Consider the following 12,148-nt stretch of genomic DNA (forward strand, 5'->3'; position numbering starts at 1 on the left):
TTCGTTTTCAGGGGTGGTCGTTCAGAAACGTCCCGTCCTTGAGGATGATGTCGAAATGGTGCGTGCCCGGCTGCAGGTCAAAGCTGACGGCATGGCCGGCCTTGCGCAACGCTTCGGCATAGTCGCGGCTCTGGCGGATGAACTCGCCCGTGTCCCGCTCGCCCACCGTTACCCGATAGCGTGGCCCAGGCGCGGGTAGGTTCAGGATGGGGGACAGGTCGTGCAGCTCGACCGGGGTCAGCTGCAGCGGATCGTTGACCGGGGTCAGGCTGATCGGTTCCAGGTCGTAGACGCCACTGATCAGGATGACTTCGCGCACCCGCAGGCCGATCCGGGCGAATTGGTCGGCCGAGGTCGCCATGACCATCGCTGCCAGATGCGCACCGGCGCTGTGCCCGGACAGGGTGACATGCGAGGCATCGAACCCCAGCGACTTGGCCCGGGTGGCCAGCCATAGCAGCGCGGTCCGGCATTCATCGACCATCTGGTCCAGCCGCGCGTCGGGGGCGAGCGTGTAGTTCACCGTTGCAAAGGCCTGCCCGCCTTCGACCAGCGCGGGCGCCATCATCGCCGAATCGCGCTGGCTGAGCGCCTGCCAATAGCCGCCATGGATGAACACATGCAGCGGCGCATTGGGCGTGCGGGCGGGAAAGAAATCCAGCACCTGCGCGGGCGTGTCGCCATAGCCGAGGTTCTCTTGCACCGTCAGTTGCGCCCGCGCCTGCGCGCTGAGCGCCGAATAGGCCGCCAGATAGGGCGCAAGGTCACCGCCAATCATCGAACTGGGCGCGTATTCGCGTTCCAGCTGTTCTTGGGAAAATCCGCGATACAGCATGGCTCAGCCCTGTCCGCCATACATCAGGTCGGTGCGCACGTCATAGAGATCGTGGAAGAATCGCAGCTCCAGCGCTTTGCGCAGGAAGGCCACGCCGCTGGAGCCGCCGGTGCCGGGCTGCATACCGATCACACGTTCGACGGCGGTCGCATGGTCGAAGCGCCAACGCTGGAAAAGCGATTCCACATCCATCAGTTTTTCGGCCAGCGCATACAGGTCCCAATACCGGCCCGTGTTCCGGTAGATCTCGGCCCAGATCTCGACGATGCGCGGATCACCGGAATAGGTCTTTGAATAGTCCCGGTCCAGCAGGTCTTGCGGCACGTTAAAACCCTGCCGCGCCAGCATGTGCAATACCTCGTCATACAGCGACGGCTTGACGAGGGCGGCGGTCAGCATCTCCATCACTTCGGAGTCATGCGCGTGCACCTTCAGCGTTGCCGTGTCCTTGTTGCCCAGAATGAACTCGATCTGACGATAGCCGTAGCTTTGGAAGCCGGATGAATTGCCCAGCGCCTTGCGGAAGGTCATGTAGTCGGCGGGCGTCATGGTCAGCAGGGTTTCCCACGCGGCGATCAACTGCCTCTGGATCGCCTTGATCCGGTCCAAGTTCTTCATCGCGGGGCCGAACTCATCCTGCTGCAGGAACCGGCGCACTTCGACCAGCTGATGGTGCATCAGTTTCAGCCACAGCTCGCTGACCTGATGGATGATGATGAACAGCATCTCATCGGGCTGGGCCGGGTCCTGAAAGGTTTTCTGCAGGTTCAGCAGGGTCTTGAGCTGCAGGAAGTCGCCATAGCTTTTGCGGTGCGTGTCCGCGAAATCGGTCACCAGCGTGTCTTCGACTCCGCGTTCCAGCGGGCGGTCGCCCTTGGCATTGTCGGCCATTTCATGTCCTCCCCGGCATGTGTGCGCACCTGTCTAGAAGGTGCGTTTGCAACTATCCAGAGGGTCAGGCCCAGTCCAGCACCACCTTGCCCGATTTTCCCGACTTCATGGCGGCAAAGCCCTGCGCAAAATCATCGATGGCAAAGCGATGGGTGATGACTCGGCTGACATCCAGCCCGTTCTGCAGCATCGCGATCATCTTGTACCATGTCTCGAACATCTCGCGGCCGTAGACGCCCTTGATGGTGATCGCCTTGAACACGATGCGGCTCCAGTCGACGGGTGATTTTCCGGGCGGAATGCCCAGCAGGGCGATCTTGCCGCCCATCACCAGCGCCTCGACCATCTGGTCCAGCGCCGCCTGCGAGCCCGACATTTCCAGCCCCACGTCAAAACCCTGGCTCATGCCGAGGTCGGAAATCACCGATTGCAGGTCTTCCTCTGCCACGTTCACCGCCCGGACCGAGGGCACGACATGCTGCGCCAGCGCCAGCCGGTCGGGGTTGATGTCGGTGATCACCACATGCCGGGCGCCGGCGTGGCGAGCCACCGCGGCGGCCATGATCCCGATCGGGCCCGCGCCGGTGATCAACACGTCCTCGCCCAGCAGATCGAAACTCAGTGCGGTGTGCACGGCATTGCCCAGCGGGTCGAGAATCGCGCCGATTTCGTCCGGGATATCGTCGGGCAGGGGCACCACGTTGAAGGCCGGCAGCTTGAGATATTGGGCAAAAGCGCCCTGTTCGTTCACCCCAATCCCGCGCGTGCCCGGGTCCAGGTGGAACTTGCCCGCGCGGCTCTGGCGGCTGTCGGTACCGATCAGGTGGCCCTCGCCCGAGCAGCGCTGGCCGATCTTCAGCCCGGTCACATTGCGGCCCAGCTCGACGATCTCGCCGGCGAATTCGTGGCCGGTGATCATGGGAACGGGCACCGTGTGCGACGCCCATTCATCCCAGTTCCATATATGGATGTCGGTGCCGCAGATCCCGGTCTTTTTCACGCGGATCAAAACCTCGTCGGGGCCGATCTCGGGGACCGGGGCCTGTACCATCCACAGCCCTTCTTCGGGCCTGGACTTCTCCAGCGCTTTCATCGTGTTGGGTCGCATCCGGATCACTCCCACAAATCGGTCGACAGGTATTTCAAGCCGCTGTCACACATCACGATGGCGATGCAGCCACCGCGTTCGGGGCCACGCAGCAGGTCGATGGCGGCAGCCAGGTTCGCCCCGGCGGAAAAGCCCGCAAAGATGCCTTCGGTGCGGGCCAACAGGCGGGCGGCGTTGCGCGCTGATGCGCCGGTGACGGACAGATGACCGGCCAATTTCGCTCCGTTCAGATGCGTCAGAACCGACATCGCATAACCACCGCCCTGGATCGGATGATCGGGCGCACGGACGGGTTCACCGGCCAAGGCACGAGCGCCGTCGGGCTCGACCGCATAGCACCGCACCCCAAGGGGTGACAGGTAGTCAGAGACCCCGGCAAGTGTGCCGCCAGAGCCGGCAAAATCACAAAAGGCTGTCACGGTACCTGCTGATTGGGCCCAGATTTCCGGACCCGTCCCGGCGGCATGGGCCTTGGGGTTGCCCGCGTGGCCGAACTGATCGGCGCGGAATGCGTTGCGCTCGGCGGTGATGCGGCGGGCGGCGTCATCCACCAGCGCCAGGTCGGCGCCCGAGACTTCGCCCGGTTTGCCGCCTTCGGCCTGAGGGACGATCACCACCTCGGCGCCCAAGGCGCGCATCATGCGGGCGCGTTCGACCGAGTTCCCTGCGCTCATGACCGCCACGAACGGGTGCCCCAGAATGCCGCAGACAATCGCCAGGCCGGTGCCCATGTTGCCTGAGGTCAGCTCGACCACCGTCTGCCCCGGGATCAGGCTGCCGTCGGCGCGGGCCTGTTCGATGATGGACCGGGCGGCCCGATCCTTTTTCGAAAAGCCCGGCAGCAGATAGTCCAGCTTTGCTAGAATACGGCCGTCCAGATCCAGTATTTGGCAAACCCGGGACAGCTCGATCAGGGGCGTATCGCCGATCGCGTCGATGACCGAGTTCAGAACCATCAGATGACCCCCAACGCCTTTCCGACCTTGCCGAAGGCGGCCAGCGCGCGGTCCAACTCGTCGCGGGTCAGCGCCGCGTTCATCTGGGTGCGGATGCGGGCCTGGCCACGCGGGACCACCGGGAAGAAGAAGCCCGAGACATAGACGCCTTCGTCGAACAGGCGGGCGGCCATGTCCTGCGCCAGCTGCGCCTCGCCCAGCATCACGGGGATGATCGGATGTTCACCCGGCAGCAGGTCGAACCCCAGCTTCTCCAGCCCGGTGCGCCAGTATTTGGCGTTGCCGAACAGTTGCTTGCGCAGCATGTCGCCCTCTTCGACCAGGCGGATCGCCTCGAGCCCGGCGGCGACGATGGAAGGCGGCAGCGAATTCGAGAACAGATAGGGCCGCGCCCGCTGCCGCAGCAGGTCGATCACTGGCTGCGGCCCGGCGATGTAACCGCCGATTGCCCCCCCAAGTGCCTTGCCCAATGTCCCGGTCAGAATGTCCACGTCCACGCCGAAATGATCCGGCGTGCCCGCGCCTCGCGGCCCCATGAAGCCGGTGGCGTGGCAGTCATCGACCATCAGCACCGCGTCGTATTTGTCGGCCAGTTCGCGGATCCTGGGCAGGTTGGCCAGGTAGCCATCCATCGAGAACACGCCGTCGGTGGCGATCATGATGTGCCGCGCCCCGTCCTCGCGCGCCTGTTTCAGCCAGGCTTCGAGGTCGTTCATGTCATTGTTCATGTAGCGATAGCGTTTGGCCTTGCACAGCCGGACCCCGTCGATGATCGAGGCATGGTTCAGACTGTCCGAGATGATGGCATCCTCGGGGCCCAGCAGGGGTTCGAACAGCCCGCCATTGGCGTCGAAACAGGCCGCGAACAGGATCGAATCGTCCTTGCCCAGAAACTTGGCCAGCCGCTGCTCAAGCTCGCGGTGGATGTCCTGCGTGCCGCAGATGAACCGGACCGAGGCCATGCCGAACCCCTTGGGCTCCATCGCGTTCTTGGCGGCCTCGATCAGCGCCGGATGGTCGGCCAGACCCAGGTAATTGTTGGCACACAGGTTGATGACCTGACGTCCGCCCACCGTGATCTCGCCGCTTTGGGGCGAGGTGATCATTCGTTCCGTCTTGTACAGGCCTTCCGCCTTGATCTGCGAGAGGGTGTCCGAAACGTGGGACAGGAATGCATCAGCCATGGCGATCTCCTTCTTCTGAGTCGCGTATCTAACATAACGGACGCGCTTCCCAAATAGGAGAATTGCAGTATGGCGGAAAAAAATCCGTGAAGGCGGAAATTGGCCGATATGTGCGGATCAGGCGTTCTTGACGATCAGGAACACGCGGGCGGGTCCGTCCGGCGCCGCGATGGCGTGGGCCACATCGGCCGCATACCGGGCCGTGTCGCCCTGGCGCAGTTCCATCGTCGCGGCGCCCGAGGTGACGCGGACGGCCCCTTCCAGCACGGTCAGCTGTTCGCGCGCGCCGCGGGCATGGGGCTGGCTGTTCAACGCTCCACCCGCGTCGAACCGGATATCATAGACCTCGTGGCCCCCGGCCTCTTCGGGAGGCGAGAGGATGCGGATCCGGCAGGACTGGCCCATGTTGTCGATGCTGGGCACCTCGGCGCTGCGCAGCACCTCGATCTGGTCGGTGGTCTCGGACTCTTCCAGAAGACCGGCGAAATCGACCTGCAGCGCGCGGGTCAGGTTCCACAGGGTCGAGATCGTGGGGCTGCTTTCGCCGCGTTCGATCTGGCTGACCATCGACCGGGAGACACCGCTGAGATTGGCCACCGCTTCCAGTGACAGCCCCTTGGCGCGCCGGGCCTCTTTCAGGCGGGCGGGCAGGCGTGTCAGGATATCGTCTGAATTTTCCGTCATGGCGGAATTTCTTGCGCGTCCGGGCGCGAATTGTCAATTCCGCCGATGACGGAACGTCCAGCGCGACAGGTTCATGCCGCGGGTGCATACTGCGCGCAAATCCAAAAGGAGAGAGACATGACCGACATCGTGATTCTGGACGGTGCCCGCACCGCAATCGGTACGTTCGGAGGGTCGCTGGCCGCGACTGCGCCGATCGATCTGGCCACCGTCGTGACCAAGGCCGCGCTTGAGAAATCCGGCGTCGAAGGCGACCGGATCGGGCATGTGGTGTTCGGGCATGTCATCAACACCGAGCCGCGCGACATGTACCTGTCGCGCGTCGCGGCGATGCAGGCGGGCATTCCGAACGGCACCCCGGCGATGAACGTGAACCGGCTGTGCGGGTCGGGTGCTCAGGCCATCGTATCGGCGGTTCAATCGCTGATGCTTGGGGATGCCGAATTTGCAGTGGCCGGCGGGGCCGAGAACATGTCGCGCAGCCCCTACATCGTTCCGCAGGCGCGTTGGGGCGCGAAGATGGGCGACATCAAGTCGCTGGACATGATGCTGGGCGCGCTGAACTGCCCCTTTGGCACCGGCCATATGGGCGTCACCGCCGAGAACGTGGCCGATGAACACCAGATCACGCGCGAGGAGATGGACGCGTTTGCGCTGACCAGCCAGCAGCGGGCGGCGGCCGCGATTGAGGCGGGCTGTTTCGACAGCCAGATCGCGCCGGTGCAGGTCAAGGTCAAGCGCGACATGGTCGATTTCAAGGTCGATGAGCATCCCAAGGCGACCACGGCCGAGGCCCTGGCCGGGTTGCGCCCGGTGTTCCAGAAGGACGGGCGTGTGACCGCGGGCAACGCCTCGGGCATCAATGACGGCGCGGCGGCGATGGTTCTGGCCACGGCGGGTGCCGCCGAAAAAGCCGGCCTGACGCCCAAGGCGCGCATCCTGGGCTATGCCCATGCCGGCGTTCGCCCAGAAGTCATGGGGATCGGCCCGGTTCCGGCCGTGCGCAACCTGTTGGAGCGGACCGGCCTGTCGGCGAGCGATTTCGACGTGATCGAAAGCAACGAGGCCTTTGCCGCCCAGGCGCTGGCAGTGAACAAGGAACTGGGGCTGGACCCGGCGAAGGTGAACCCGAATGGCGGGGCCATCGCCTTGGGTCATCCGGTGGGGGCCACCGGGGCGATCATCACGCTGAAGACTCTGTACGAGTTGGAGCGCATCGGCGGGTCGAAAGGGCTGATCACCATGTGTATCGGTGGCGGGCAGGGGATTGCCATCGCCGTCGAGCGGCTCTGATCCCGGGCTGGGCAGGGGGGCTGTCTGCCCCCAATCGCGCCGGGGCGCGATTCCCCCCGAGAATAATTTTGGTCAGATGAAGCGTGGGCGTCCGTCAGCCCAGGCCCGAAAGGATCAGGACGGCCACTGCCCCGGCTGCCGCCCCGATTGCGGCGGGAATGGCCTTGGGCCAGAAATCTGACCCGGAGGGATCCTCCTTGCGGGTCTGGGCGATCAGGGCATTTTCGACCAGATCAGGCAGGCGGGGCCCGAACCGTGCAAGAACCAGCGCAGTTTTTCCAAAATCACGCAGGGCGGCGCGGGGACCGATGGACTGCTTGATATAGTCCTCGACCACGGGGCGGGCGACCTCCCAGATGTTCATATGCGGGTCGAGAGAGCGGGCGACGCCTTCGACCACCACCATCGTGCGTTGCAGCAGGATCAGTTCGGTGCGGGTTTCCATGCCGAAGCGTTCGGTCACCTCGAACAGGTAGTTCAGCAGGCGGCCCATCGAGATATGGGTGGCATCCATGCCGAAGATCGGCTCGCCGACCGCGCGCAAGGCGCGGGCGAATTCATCGACGTCCTGATCGGCCGGGACGTAGCCAGCCTCGAAATGCACCTCGGCCACGCGCTTGTAGTCGCGGCGGATGAAGCCGAAGAGGATCTCGGCATAGACCCGGCGGGTGTATTCGTCGATATGGCCCATGATGCCGAAGTCATAGGCGATGATGTCGCCGTTCGCGGCGACCTTGAGGTTGCCCTGATGCATGTCGGCGTGGAAGAAGCCGTCGCGCAGGGCGTGCAGCAGGAACAGGCGCAGCACGCGCTCGGCCAGATCGCGGCGGTCGTGATTGGCGGCGTCCAGCGCGGCGTTGTCGCCCAGCGGTATACCGTCAGCCCAGCTGAGCGTCATGACCCGGCGCGCGGACAGCGACCAGACCACGGGCGGCAGCCAGAAGCCTTCGTCATTCTGCGTGTTGGCGGCAAATTCCGAGGCCGCCGAACTTTCGAGCCTGAGATCCAGTTCGCCGCGGACGACGCCGTCGAAATGCTCGATCACTTCCATCGGGCGCAGTCGGCGCGCACCGGGGGCGAAAAGCTGGACGATCCGGGCGGCGAAATAGAACGCATCCACATCCTTGCGGAACGCGCGTTCGATGCCGGGGCGCAGGACCTTGACGGCCACGTCCTCGCCTGTGCTGGCCAATTTGGCCTTGTGGACCTGCGCGATCGAGGCGGCCGCGATCGGTTCGCTGAACTCCGAGAACATCTGATCCAGCGGTTGGCCCAGCTCCTTTTCCACCTCGGCCATGGCCACGTCACGTGGAAAGGGGGGCAGCTTGTCCTGCAGGACGCGCAGCTGTTCGGCCAGCTCTTCGCCGACGACATCGGGGCGCGTGGACAGGACCTGACCGAACTTGATGTAGGCCGGGCCCAGGGCGGTGAGCGCCCGGGTCGCCGGCGGCATGGACGGGTCGCCCTTGTAGCCCAGCCATTGGAACGGTTTGCCCAGAGTGTGGGCCACGATCCGCAACGCGCGCGGAGCCTCGAACGCGTCCAGCACCACGTTCATGGCGCCGGTGCGCTCCAGCGTGGCGCCTGTGCGGATCAGGCGGATGATGTTGTGGGGGCCGCGCATGCGTCAGATCTTCCAGCCGGAATGCAGGGCCGCGATGCCCATGCTGAGGTTGCGGTATTTCGCGTTTTCGAATCCGGCGGCGCGCACCATGCCCAGAAAGGTATCCTGATCGGGGAACTTGCGGATCGATTCGACCAGGTATTGATAGCTGTCGTAGTCGTTCGCGATCAGCTTGCCCATGCGCGGGATCACGTTGAAGCTGTAAAGGTCGTAGAGTTTCTGCAGCCCTTCATTGGGCAGCTGGCTGAATTCCAGCACCATCAGTCGTCCGCCGGGTTTGAGCACGCGGTAGGCTTCGTTCAAGGCCTCTTGCGGGCGGGTCACGTTCCGGATGCCGAAGGAAATGGTGTAGACGTCAAAGGTGTTGTCCTCGAACGGCAGCGCCATCGCGTCGCCCGCCACCCAATCCAGGCTCTCGGCCATCTGCGCGGCCTCGGCGCGTTTGCGACCCTCGATCAGCATCGGCTCGGTCAGATCCAGAACGGTGGCATGGCCGTGGCCTGCCCGCTTGAGGAAGCGGAACGAGATGTCACCGGTGCCGCCCGCCACGTCCAGCAGGCGCTGACCGGGGCGTGGCGCCAGCCAGTCCATCATCGCGTCTTTCCAGACCCGGTGGATGCCCATCGACATCACGTCGTTCATCACGTCGTATTTCGACGCGACCGAATTGAATACGCCCTGCACGCGCCCAGCCTTTTCGGCCTCGGGGACGGTTTCGAAACCGAAATGAGTGGTCTTGTCGCTGTTGTCGGACATAAGCCTTGCCGTTCGTCGAATTTCGTCTCTGTTATAGGGCCTGGAAACCGGGGCACAATGCGGCCCTTTGGAATAGGAGCCGTCTAATGCCCGAATTGCCCGAGGTCGAGACAGTAAGACGCGGCCTTGCCCCGGCGATGGAAGGCGTGGTGATCGAAAGGGCGGACGTGAACCGCCCCGATCTGCGCTGGCCCTTCCCCGAGCGGATGGCCGAACGGCTGACCGGCCAGCGGGTCGAACGTCTGCGGCGGCGGTCGAAATACATCCTGGCCGATCTGAGCGGCGGCGAAACCCTATTGATTCACTTGGGCATGTCGGGCCGCATGACTGTGTCGGGCGATCCGCTGGGCCAGTTCGTGCATCATCATCCGATGCCGCAGAAACATGACCATGTGGTGTTTCACATGGCCAACGGCGCGTGCATCACCTTCAATGACCCGCGCCGGTTCGGGGCGATGGACCTGATGCCCACTGCCACCGCCGAGCAGCACAAGCTGCTGACCGTGCTGGGGCCGGAACCGCTGGGCAACGATTTCAACGAGACCTATCTGATCGACGCCTTCCGCGGCCGGGCCACACCGGTCAAGGCGGCGCTTCTGGACCAGAGAATCGTTGCCGGGCTGGGCAACATCTATGTCTGCGAGGCGCTCTACCGCGCCAGAGTGTCGCCACGTCGCAAGGCGGGTCAGATCTCGGCCGGGCGTGTCGGGGCCCTAGTTCCGGTGATCCGGACGGTGCTGGCCGAGGCCATCGAGGCCGGCGGATCCTCGCTGCGCGATTTCCGGCAAGCCGATGGAGAGCTTGGATATTTTCAGCACAGTTTCGACGTCTACGGGCGCGAGGGCCAGCCCTGCCGGACCGAGGGCTGCGGAGCCGAAATCCGCAGAATCACCCAGTCGGGACGCTCAACCTTCTATTGCGCGCAATGCCAAAGATAGCTTGATCCGAGTTTTCCGCGTGGTAAGGAATTGGACCTGAACGGAACAACCGAAAGCTCAGACCTCATGGCTTTTGAGACGATCATCGTCGAAATCGAAGACCACGTCGCCCTAATCAAGCTCAACAGACCCGATGCGTTGAACGCGCTGAACACTCAGCTTCTGGGTGAGCTGTGCGAGGCGCTCGAGGACGCGGACACCAATGACAAGGTGCGCTGCATCGTCATCACCGGATCGGAAAAGGCATTCGCCGCGGGCGCGGACATCAAGGAGATGTCCGAGATGAGCTTTGTCGATGTCTACACCACCAACCTGTTCGCCGACGCCAACGACCGGGTCACCGCGATCCGGAAGCCGATCATCGCGGCGGTCGCGGGCTATGCGCTGGGCGGCGGGTGCGAACTGGCCATGATGTGCGATTTCATCATCGCCGCCGACACCGCCAAGTTCGGCCAGCCGGAAATCAATCTGGGCGTCATCGCCGGGATGGGCGGCAGCCAGCGCCTGACGCGGTTCGTGGGCAAGTCCAAGGCGATGGACATGAACCTGACCGGCCGGTTCATGGATGCCGAAGAGGCCGAGCGCGCGGGCCTGGTGTCGCGCGTGGTGCCGGCCAAGAAGCTGATCGAAGAGGCGACCGGCGCGGCCCAGAAGATTGCCGAGAAATCGCTGCTGACCGCGATGGCCGCGAAAGAGGCGGTCAACCGCAGCTACGAGGTTCCGCTGAGCGAGGGCATGCTGTTCGAGCGGCGCGTGTTCCACTCGATGTTCGCGACCGAAGACCAGAAGGAAGGCATGGCCGCATTCCTTGAAAAGCGCGCGGCCCAGTTCCGCGACAAATAAGCGGCGCCGACAAGACAGTAGGATCAGGCGGGCGTTGCCCGCCTTTTTTCGTGGCGGGCAACAAGGCCAAGAATCGGCTTGGCAAAGTCTGAAAACTTGGCTATTGACCGCCACCATACATGCGCGTGCGGCCCGCTTGGCCCGATTCACACTCGTGATTTCTGATCCGGTGCGGGTAATTCCGTGACGTGCAACCCTAGACAAACGTACCGAACAAAGGTCAGAGACACATGGCAAACTCGCCCCAGGCAAAGAAACGCGCTCGTCAGAACGAGAAGCGTTATGCAATCAACAAAGCACGTCGTTCGCGCATCCGCACCTTCCTGCGCAAGGTCGAAGAAGCAATCGCATCCGGCGACAAGGACGCAGCAACCGCCGCTCTGCGCGCGGCCCAGCCCGAGCTGATGCGCGGCGTCACCAAAGGCGTGTTCCACAAGAACACCGCAGCCCGCAAGATGTCGCGCCTGTCGGCGCGCGTCAAAGCGCTAGGTTGACCTCGCGTCAACATTTGCTGGTTCATTCTGGTTTCGAAGGCGTCGCCCCGTGCGGCGCCTTTTGCGTTGTTGCCAGAATGCCGCGCCTTCACGAAACCGAGAGATTCTTTCGCCCAAAGACCCGAGTCAATATCAGAGTTTCGTTGCCCGGCCCCATTGCCTCTTGCTACGACAGTTTCAGCGATTCACTCGCTTGGGGGGACAGGCTGTTCCTGCGATCGGACTGACGGGCATCAGAATGATCCAGGGGCGAATGTCGGCAACCGGTGCCAACCGGTTTGACGATCTGCTGCGGATCTCGGCTACTCCGATGATCTTGGCCCTGTCGAAAACTGGAACTGCGTGGCGCAAACCGCGGTTTGGGCGGCTGTACTTTTTGGTCGTCGTCAAACAGGCAAGCGTCGTGACCACTGATATTCCCGCCGATTCCTGGGGTTTCGGCGACCGAATATCTGCGCGCGAGTGAACGCATAAGAACCGGGATACCGGTCACAATCATAAGGCCGATTAGGTCAAAAATATTGGGATGCGTGAGGCGCTGG

The 12,148-nt window shown here is 63.5% G+C and carries 13 protein-coding genes; 5 read left to right on the forward strand and 8 right to left on the reverse strand.

What is annotated here, in order from left to right; translation table 11 throughout:
• Positions 1-7 precede the first annotated feature (7 nt).
• From K3752_RS17500 to K3752_RS17525, 6 genes are all read right to left on the reverse strand, one after another.
• Complete coding sequence (locus K3752_RS17500) at positions 8-835, reverse strand: alpha/beta hydrolase (RefSeq protein ID WP_170369908.1); 828 nt, start codon at positions 833-835, stop codon at positions 8-10.
• Between the two features lie 3 nt (positions 836-838).
• Positions 839-1,726 carry a tryptophan 2,3-dioxygenase gene (locus tag K3752_RS17505; RefSeq protein WP_260063938.1) on the reverse strand — a complete coding sequence of 296 codons (888 nt, stop codon included), beginning with the start codon at positions 1,724-1,726 and terminating at the stop codon, positions 839-841.
• A gap of 64 nt (positions 1,727-1,790) precedes the next feature.
• Positions 1,791-2,819: an L-threonine 3-dehydrogenase gene (tdh, locus tag K3752_RS17510; protein ID WP_260066358.1), complete on the reverse strand. Its 1,029-nt coding sequence runs from the start codon at positions 2,817-2,819 to the stop codon at positions 1,791-1,793.
• A 20-nt stretch (positions 2,820-2,839) separates the two neighbouring features.
• The gene (locus K3752_RS17515; protein WP_260063939.1) at positions 2,840-3,790 is read right to left on the reverse strand and encodes a PLP-dependent cysteine synthase family protein; all 951 of its coding nucleotides are present in this window, start codon (positions 3,788-3,790) and stop codon (positions 2,840-2,842) included.
• Entirely contained in the window at positions 3,790-4,974 is a 1,185-nt protein-coding gene (locus tag K3752_RS17520) for a glycine C-acetyltransferase (RefSeq protein WP_260063940.1), read from the reverse strand. The genes K3752_RS17515 and K3752_RS17520 overlap by 1 nt, the downstream gene beginning before the upstream one ends.
• Positions 4,975-5,091: 117 nt before the next feature.
• Positions 5,092-5,658: a helix-turn-helix transcriptional regulator gene (locus K3752_RS17525; protein ID WP_170526198.1), complete on the reverse strand. Its 567-nt coding sequence runs from the start codon at positions 5,656-5,658 to the stop codon at positions 5,092-5,094.
• Between the two features lie 117 nt (positions 5,659-5,775).
• Here K3752_RS17525 and K3752_RS17530 point away from each other — a divergent pair, with 117 nt between their 5' ends.
• A complete protein-coding gene (locus K3752_RS17530) occupies positions 5,776-6,951 on the forward strand; it encodes an acetyl-CoA C-acyltransferase family protein (protein WP_260063941.1) in 1,176 nt (391 codons plus the stop codon).
• Positions 6,952-7,045: 94 nt separating this feature from the next.
• Here the strand turns inward: K3752_RS17530 and ubiB are convergent, their stop codons facing one another.
• Together ubiB and ubiE are read right to left on the reverse strand one after the other, a co-directional pair.
• Entirely contained in the window at positions 7,046-8,575 is a 1,530-nt protein-coding gene (gene ubiB / locus K3752_RS17535; protein WP_260063942.1) for a 2-polyprenylphenol 6-hydroxylase, read from the reverse strand.
• 3 nt (positions 8,576-8,578) lie between these two features.
• Positions 8,579-9,331, reverse strand: coding sequence for a bifunctional demethylmenaquinone methyltransferase/2-methoxy-6-polyprenyl-1,4-benzoquinol methylase UbiE (gene ubiE / locus K3752_RS17540; RefSeq protein ID WP_260063943.1), 753 nt, complete (start codon positions 9,329-9,331; stop codon positions 8,579-8,581).
• 86 nt (positions 9,332-9,417) lie between these two features.
• On the opposite strand from ubiE, the gene mutM reads away from it, so the two are divergent.
• The 4 genes from mutM (at position 9,418) to K3752_RS17560 (ending at position 12,072) form a co-directional block, all read left to right on the forward strand.
• Positions 9,418-10,269 carry a bifunctional DNA-formamidopyrimidine glycosylase/DNA-(apurinic or apyrimidinic site) lyase gene (gene mutM / locus K3752_RS17545; RefSeq protein ID WP_260063944.1) on the forward strand — a complete coding sequence of 284 codons (852 nt, stop codon included), beginning with the start codon at positions 9,418-9,420 and terminating at the stop codon, positions 10,267-10,269.
• Between the two features lie 66 nt (positions 10,270-10,335).
• Positions 10,336-11,112, forward strand: coding sequence for an enoyl-CoA hydratase (locus K3752_RS17550; RefSeq protein ID WP_260063945.1), 777 nt, complete (start codon positions 10,336-10,338; stop codon positions 11,110-11,112).
• Between the two features lie 230 nt (positions 11,113-11,342).
• Positions 11,343-11,606 (forward strand): 30S ribosomal protein S20, encoded by a 264-nt coding sequence (rpsT, locus tag K3752_RS17555; RefSeq protein ID WP_093963612.1) that lies wholly within the window; start codon positions 11,343-11,345, stop codon positions 11,604-11,606.
• 238 nt (positions 11,607-11,844) lie between these two features.
• Positions 11,845-12,072: a hypothetical protein gene (locus K3752_RS17560; RefSeq protein WP_170343116.1), complete on the forward strand. Its 228-nt coding sequence runs from the start codon at positions 11,845-11,847 to the stop codon at positions 12,070-12,072.
• Positions 12,073-12,148: the final 76 nt, after the last annotated feature.

This window comes from Ruegeria sp. B32 (assembly GCF_025141855.1).
In the GTDB taxonomy this organism is placed as follows: Bacteria; Pseudomonadota; Alphaproteobacteria; order Rhodobacterales; family Rhodobacteraceae; genus Ruegeria; species Ruegeria arenilitoris.

Bases quoted from the DNA above. Each gene is read 5' to 3' on its own strand.
- K3752_RS17500 (WP_170369908.1), bottom strand. From the start codon at position 835: ATGCTGTATCGCGGATTTTCCCAAGAACAGCTGGAACGCGAATACGCG.
- K3752_RS17505 (WP_260063938.1), bottom strand. From the start codon at position 1,726: ATGGCCGACAATGCCAAGGGCGACCGCCCGCTGGAACGCGGAGTCGAA.
- tdh (WP_260066358.1), bottom strand. From the start codon at position 2,819: ATGAAAGCGCTGGAGAAGTCCAGGCCCGAAGAAGGGCTGTGGATGGTA.
- K3752_RS17515 (WP_260063939.1), bottom strand. From the start codon at position 3,790: ATGGTTCTGAACTCGGTCATCGACGCGATCGGCGATACGCCCCTGATC.
- K3752_RS17520 (WP_260063940.1), bottom strand. From the start codon at position 4,974: ATGGCTGATGCATTCCTGTCCCACGTTTCGGACACCCTCTCGCAGATC.
- K3752_RS17525 (WP_170526198.1), bottom strand. From the start codon at position 5,658: ATGACGGAAAATTCAGACGATATCCTGACACGCCTGCCCGCCCGCCTG.
- K3752_RS17530 (WP_260063941.1), top strand. From the start codon at position 5,776: ATGACCGACATCGTGATTCTGGACGGTGCCCGCACCGCAATCGGTACG.
- ubiB (WP_260063942.1), bottom strand. From the start codon at position 8,575: ATGCGCGGCCCCCACAACATCATCCGCCTGATCCGCACAGGCGCCACG.
- ubiE (WP_260063943.1), bottom strand. From the start codon at position 9,331: ATGTCCGACAACAGCGACAAGACCACTCATTTCGGTTTCGAAACCGTC.
- mutM (WP_260063944.1), top strand. From the start codon at position 9,418: ATGCCCGAATTGCCCGAGGTCGAGACAGTAAGACGCGGCCTTGCCCCG.
- K3752_RS17550 (WP_260063945.1), top strand. From the start codon at position 10,336: ATGGCTTTTGAGACGATCATCGTCGAAATCGAAGACCACGTCGCCCTA.
- rpsT (WP_093963612.1), top strand. From the start codon at position 11,343: ATGGCAAACTCGCCCCAGGCAAAGAAACGCGCTCGTCAGAACGAGAAG.
- K3752_RS17560 (WP_170343116.1), top strand. From the start codon at position 11,845: ATGATCCAGGGGCGAATGTCGGCAACCGGTGCCAACCGGTTTGACGAT.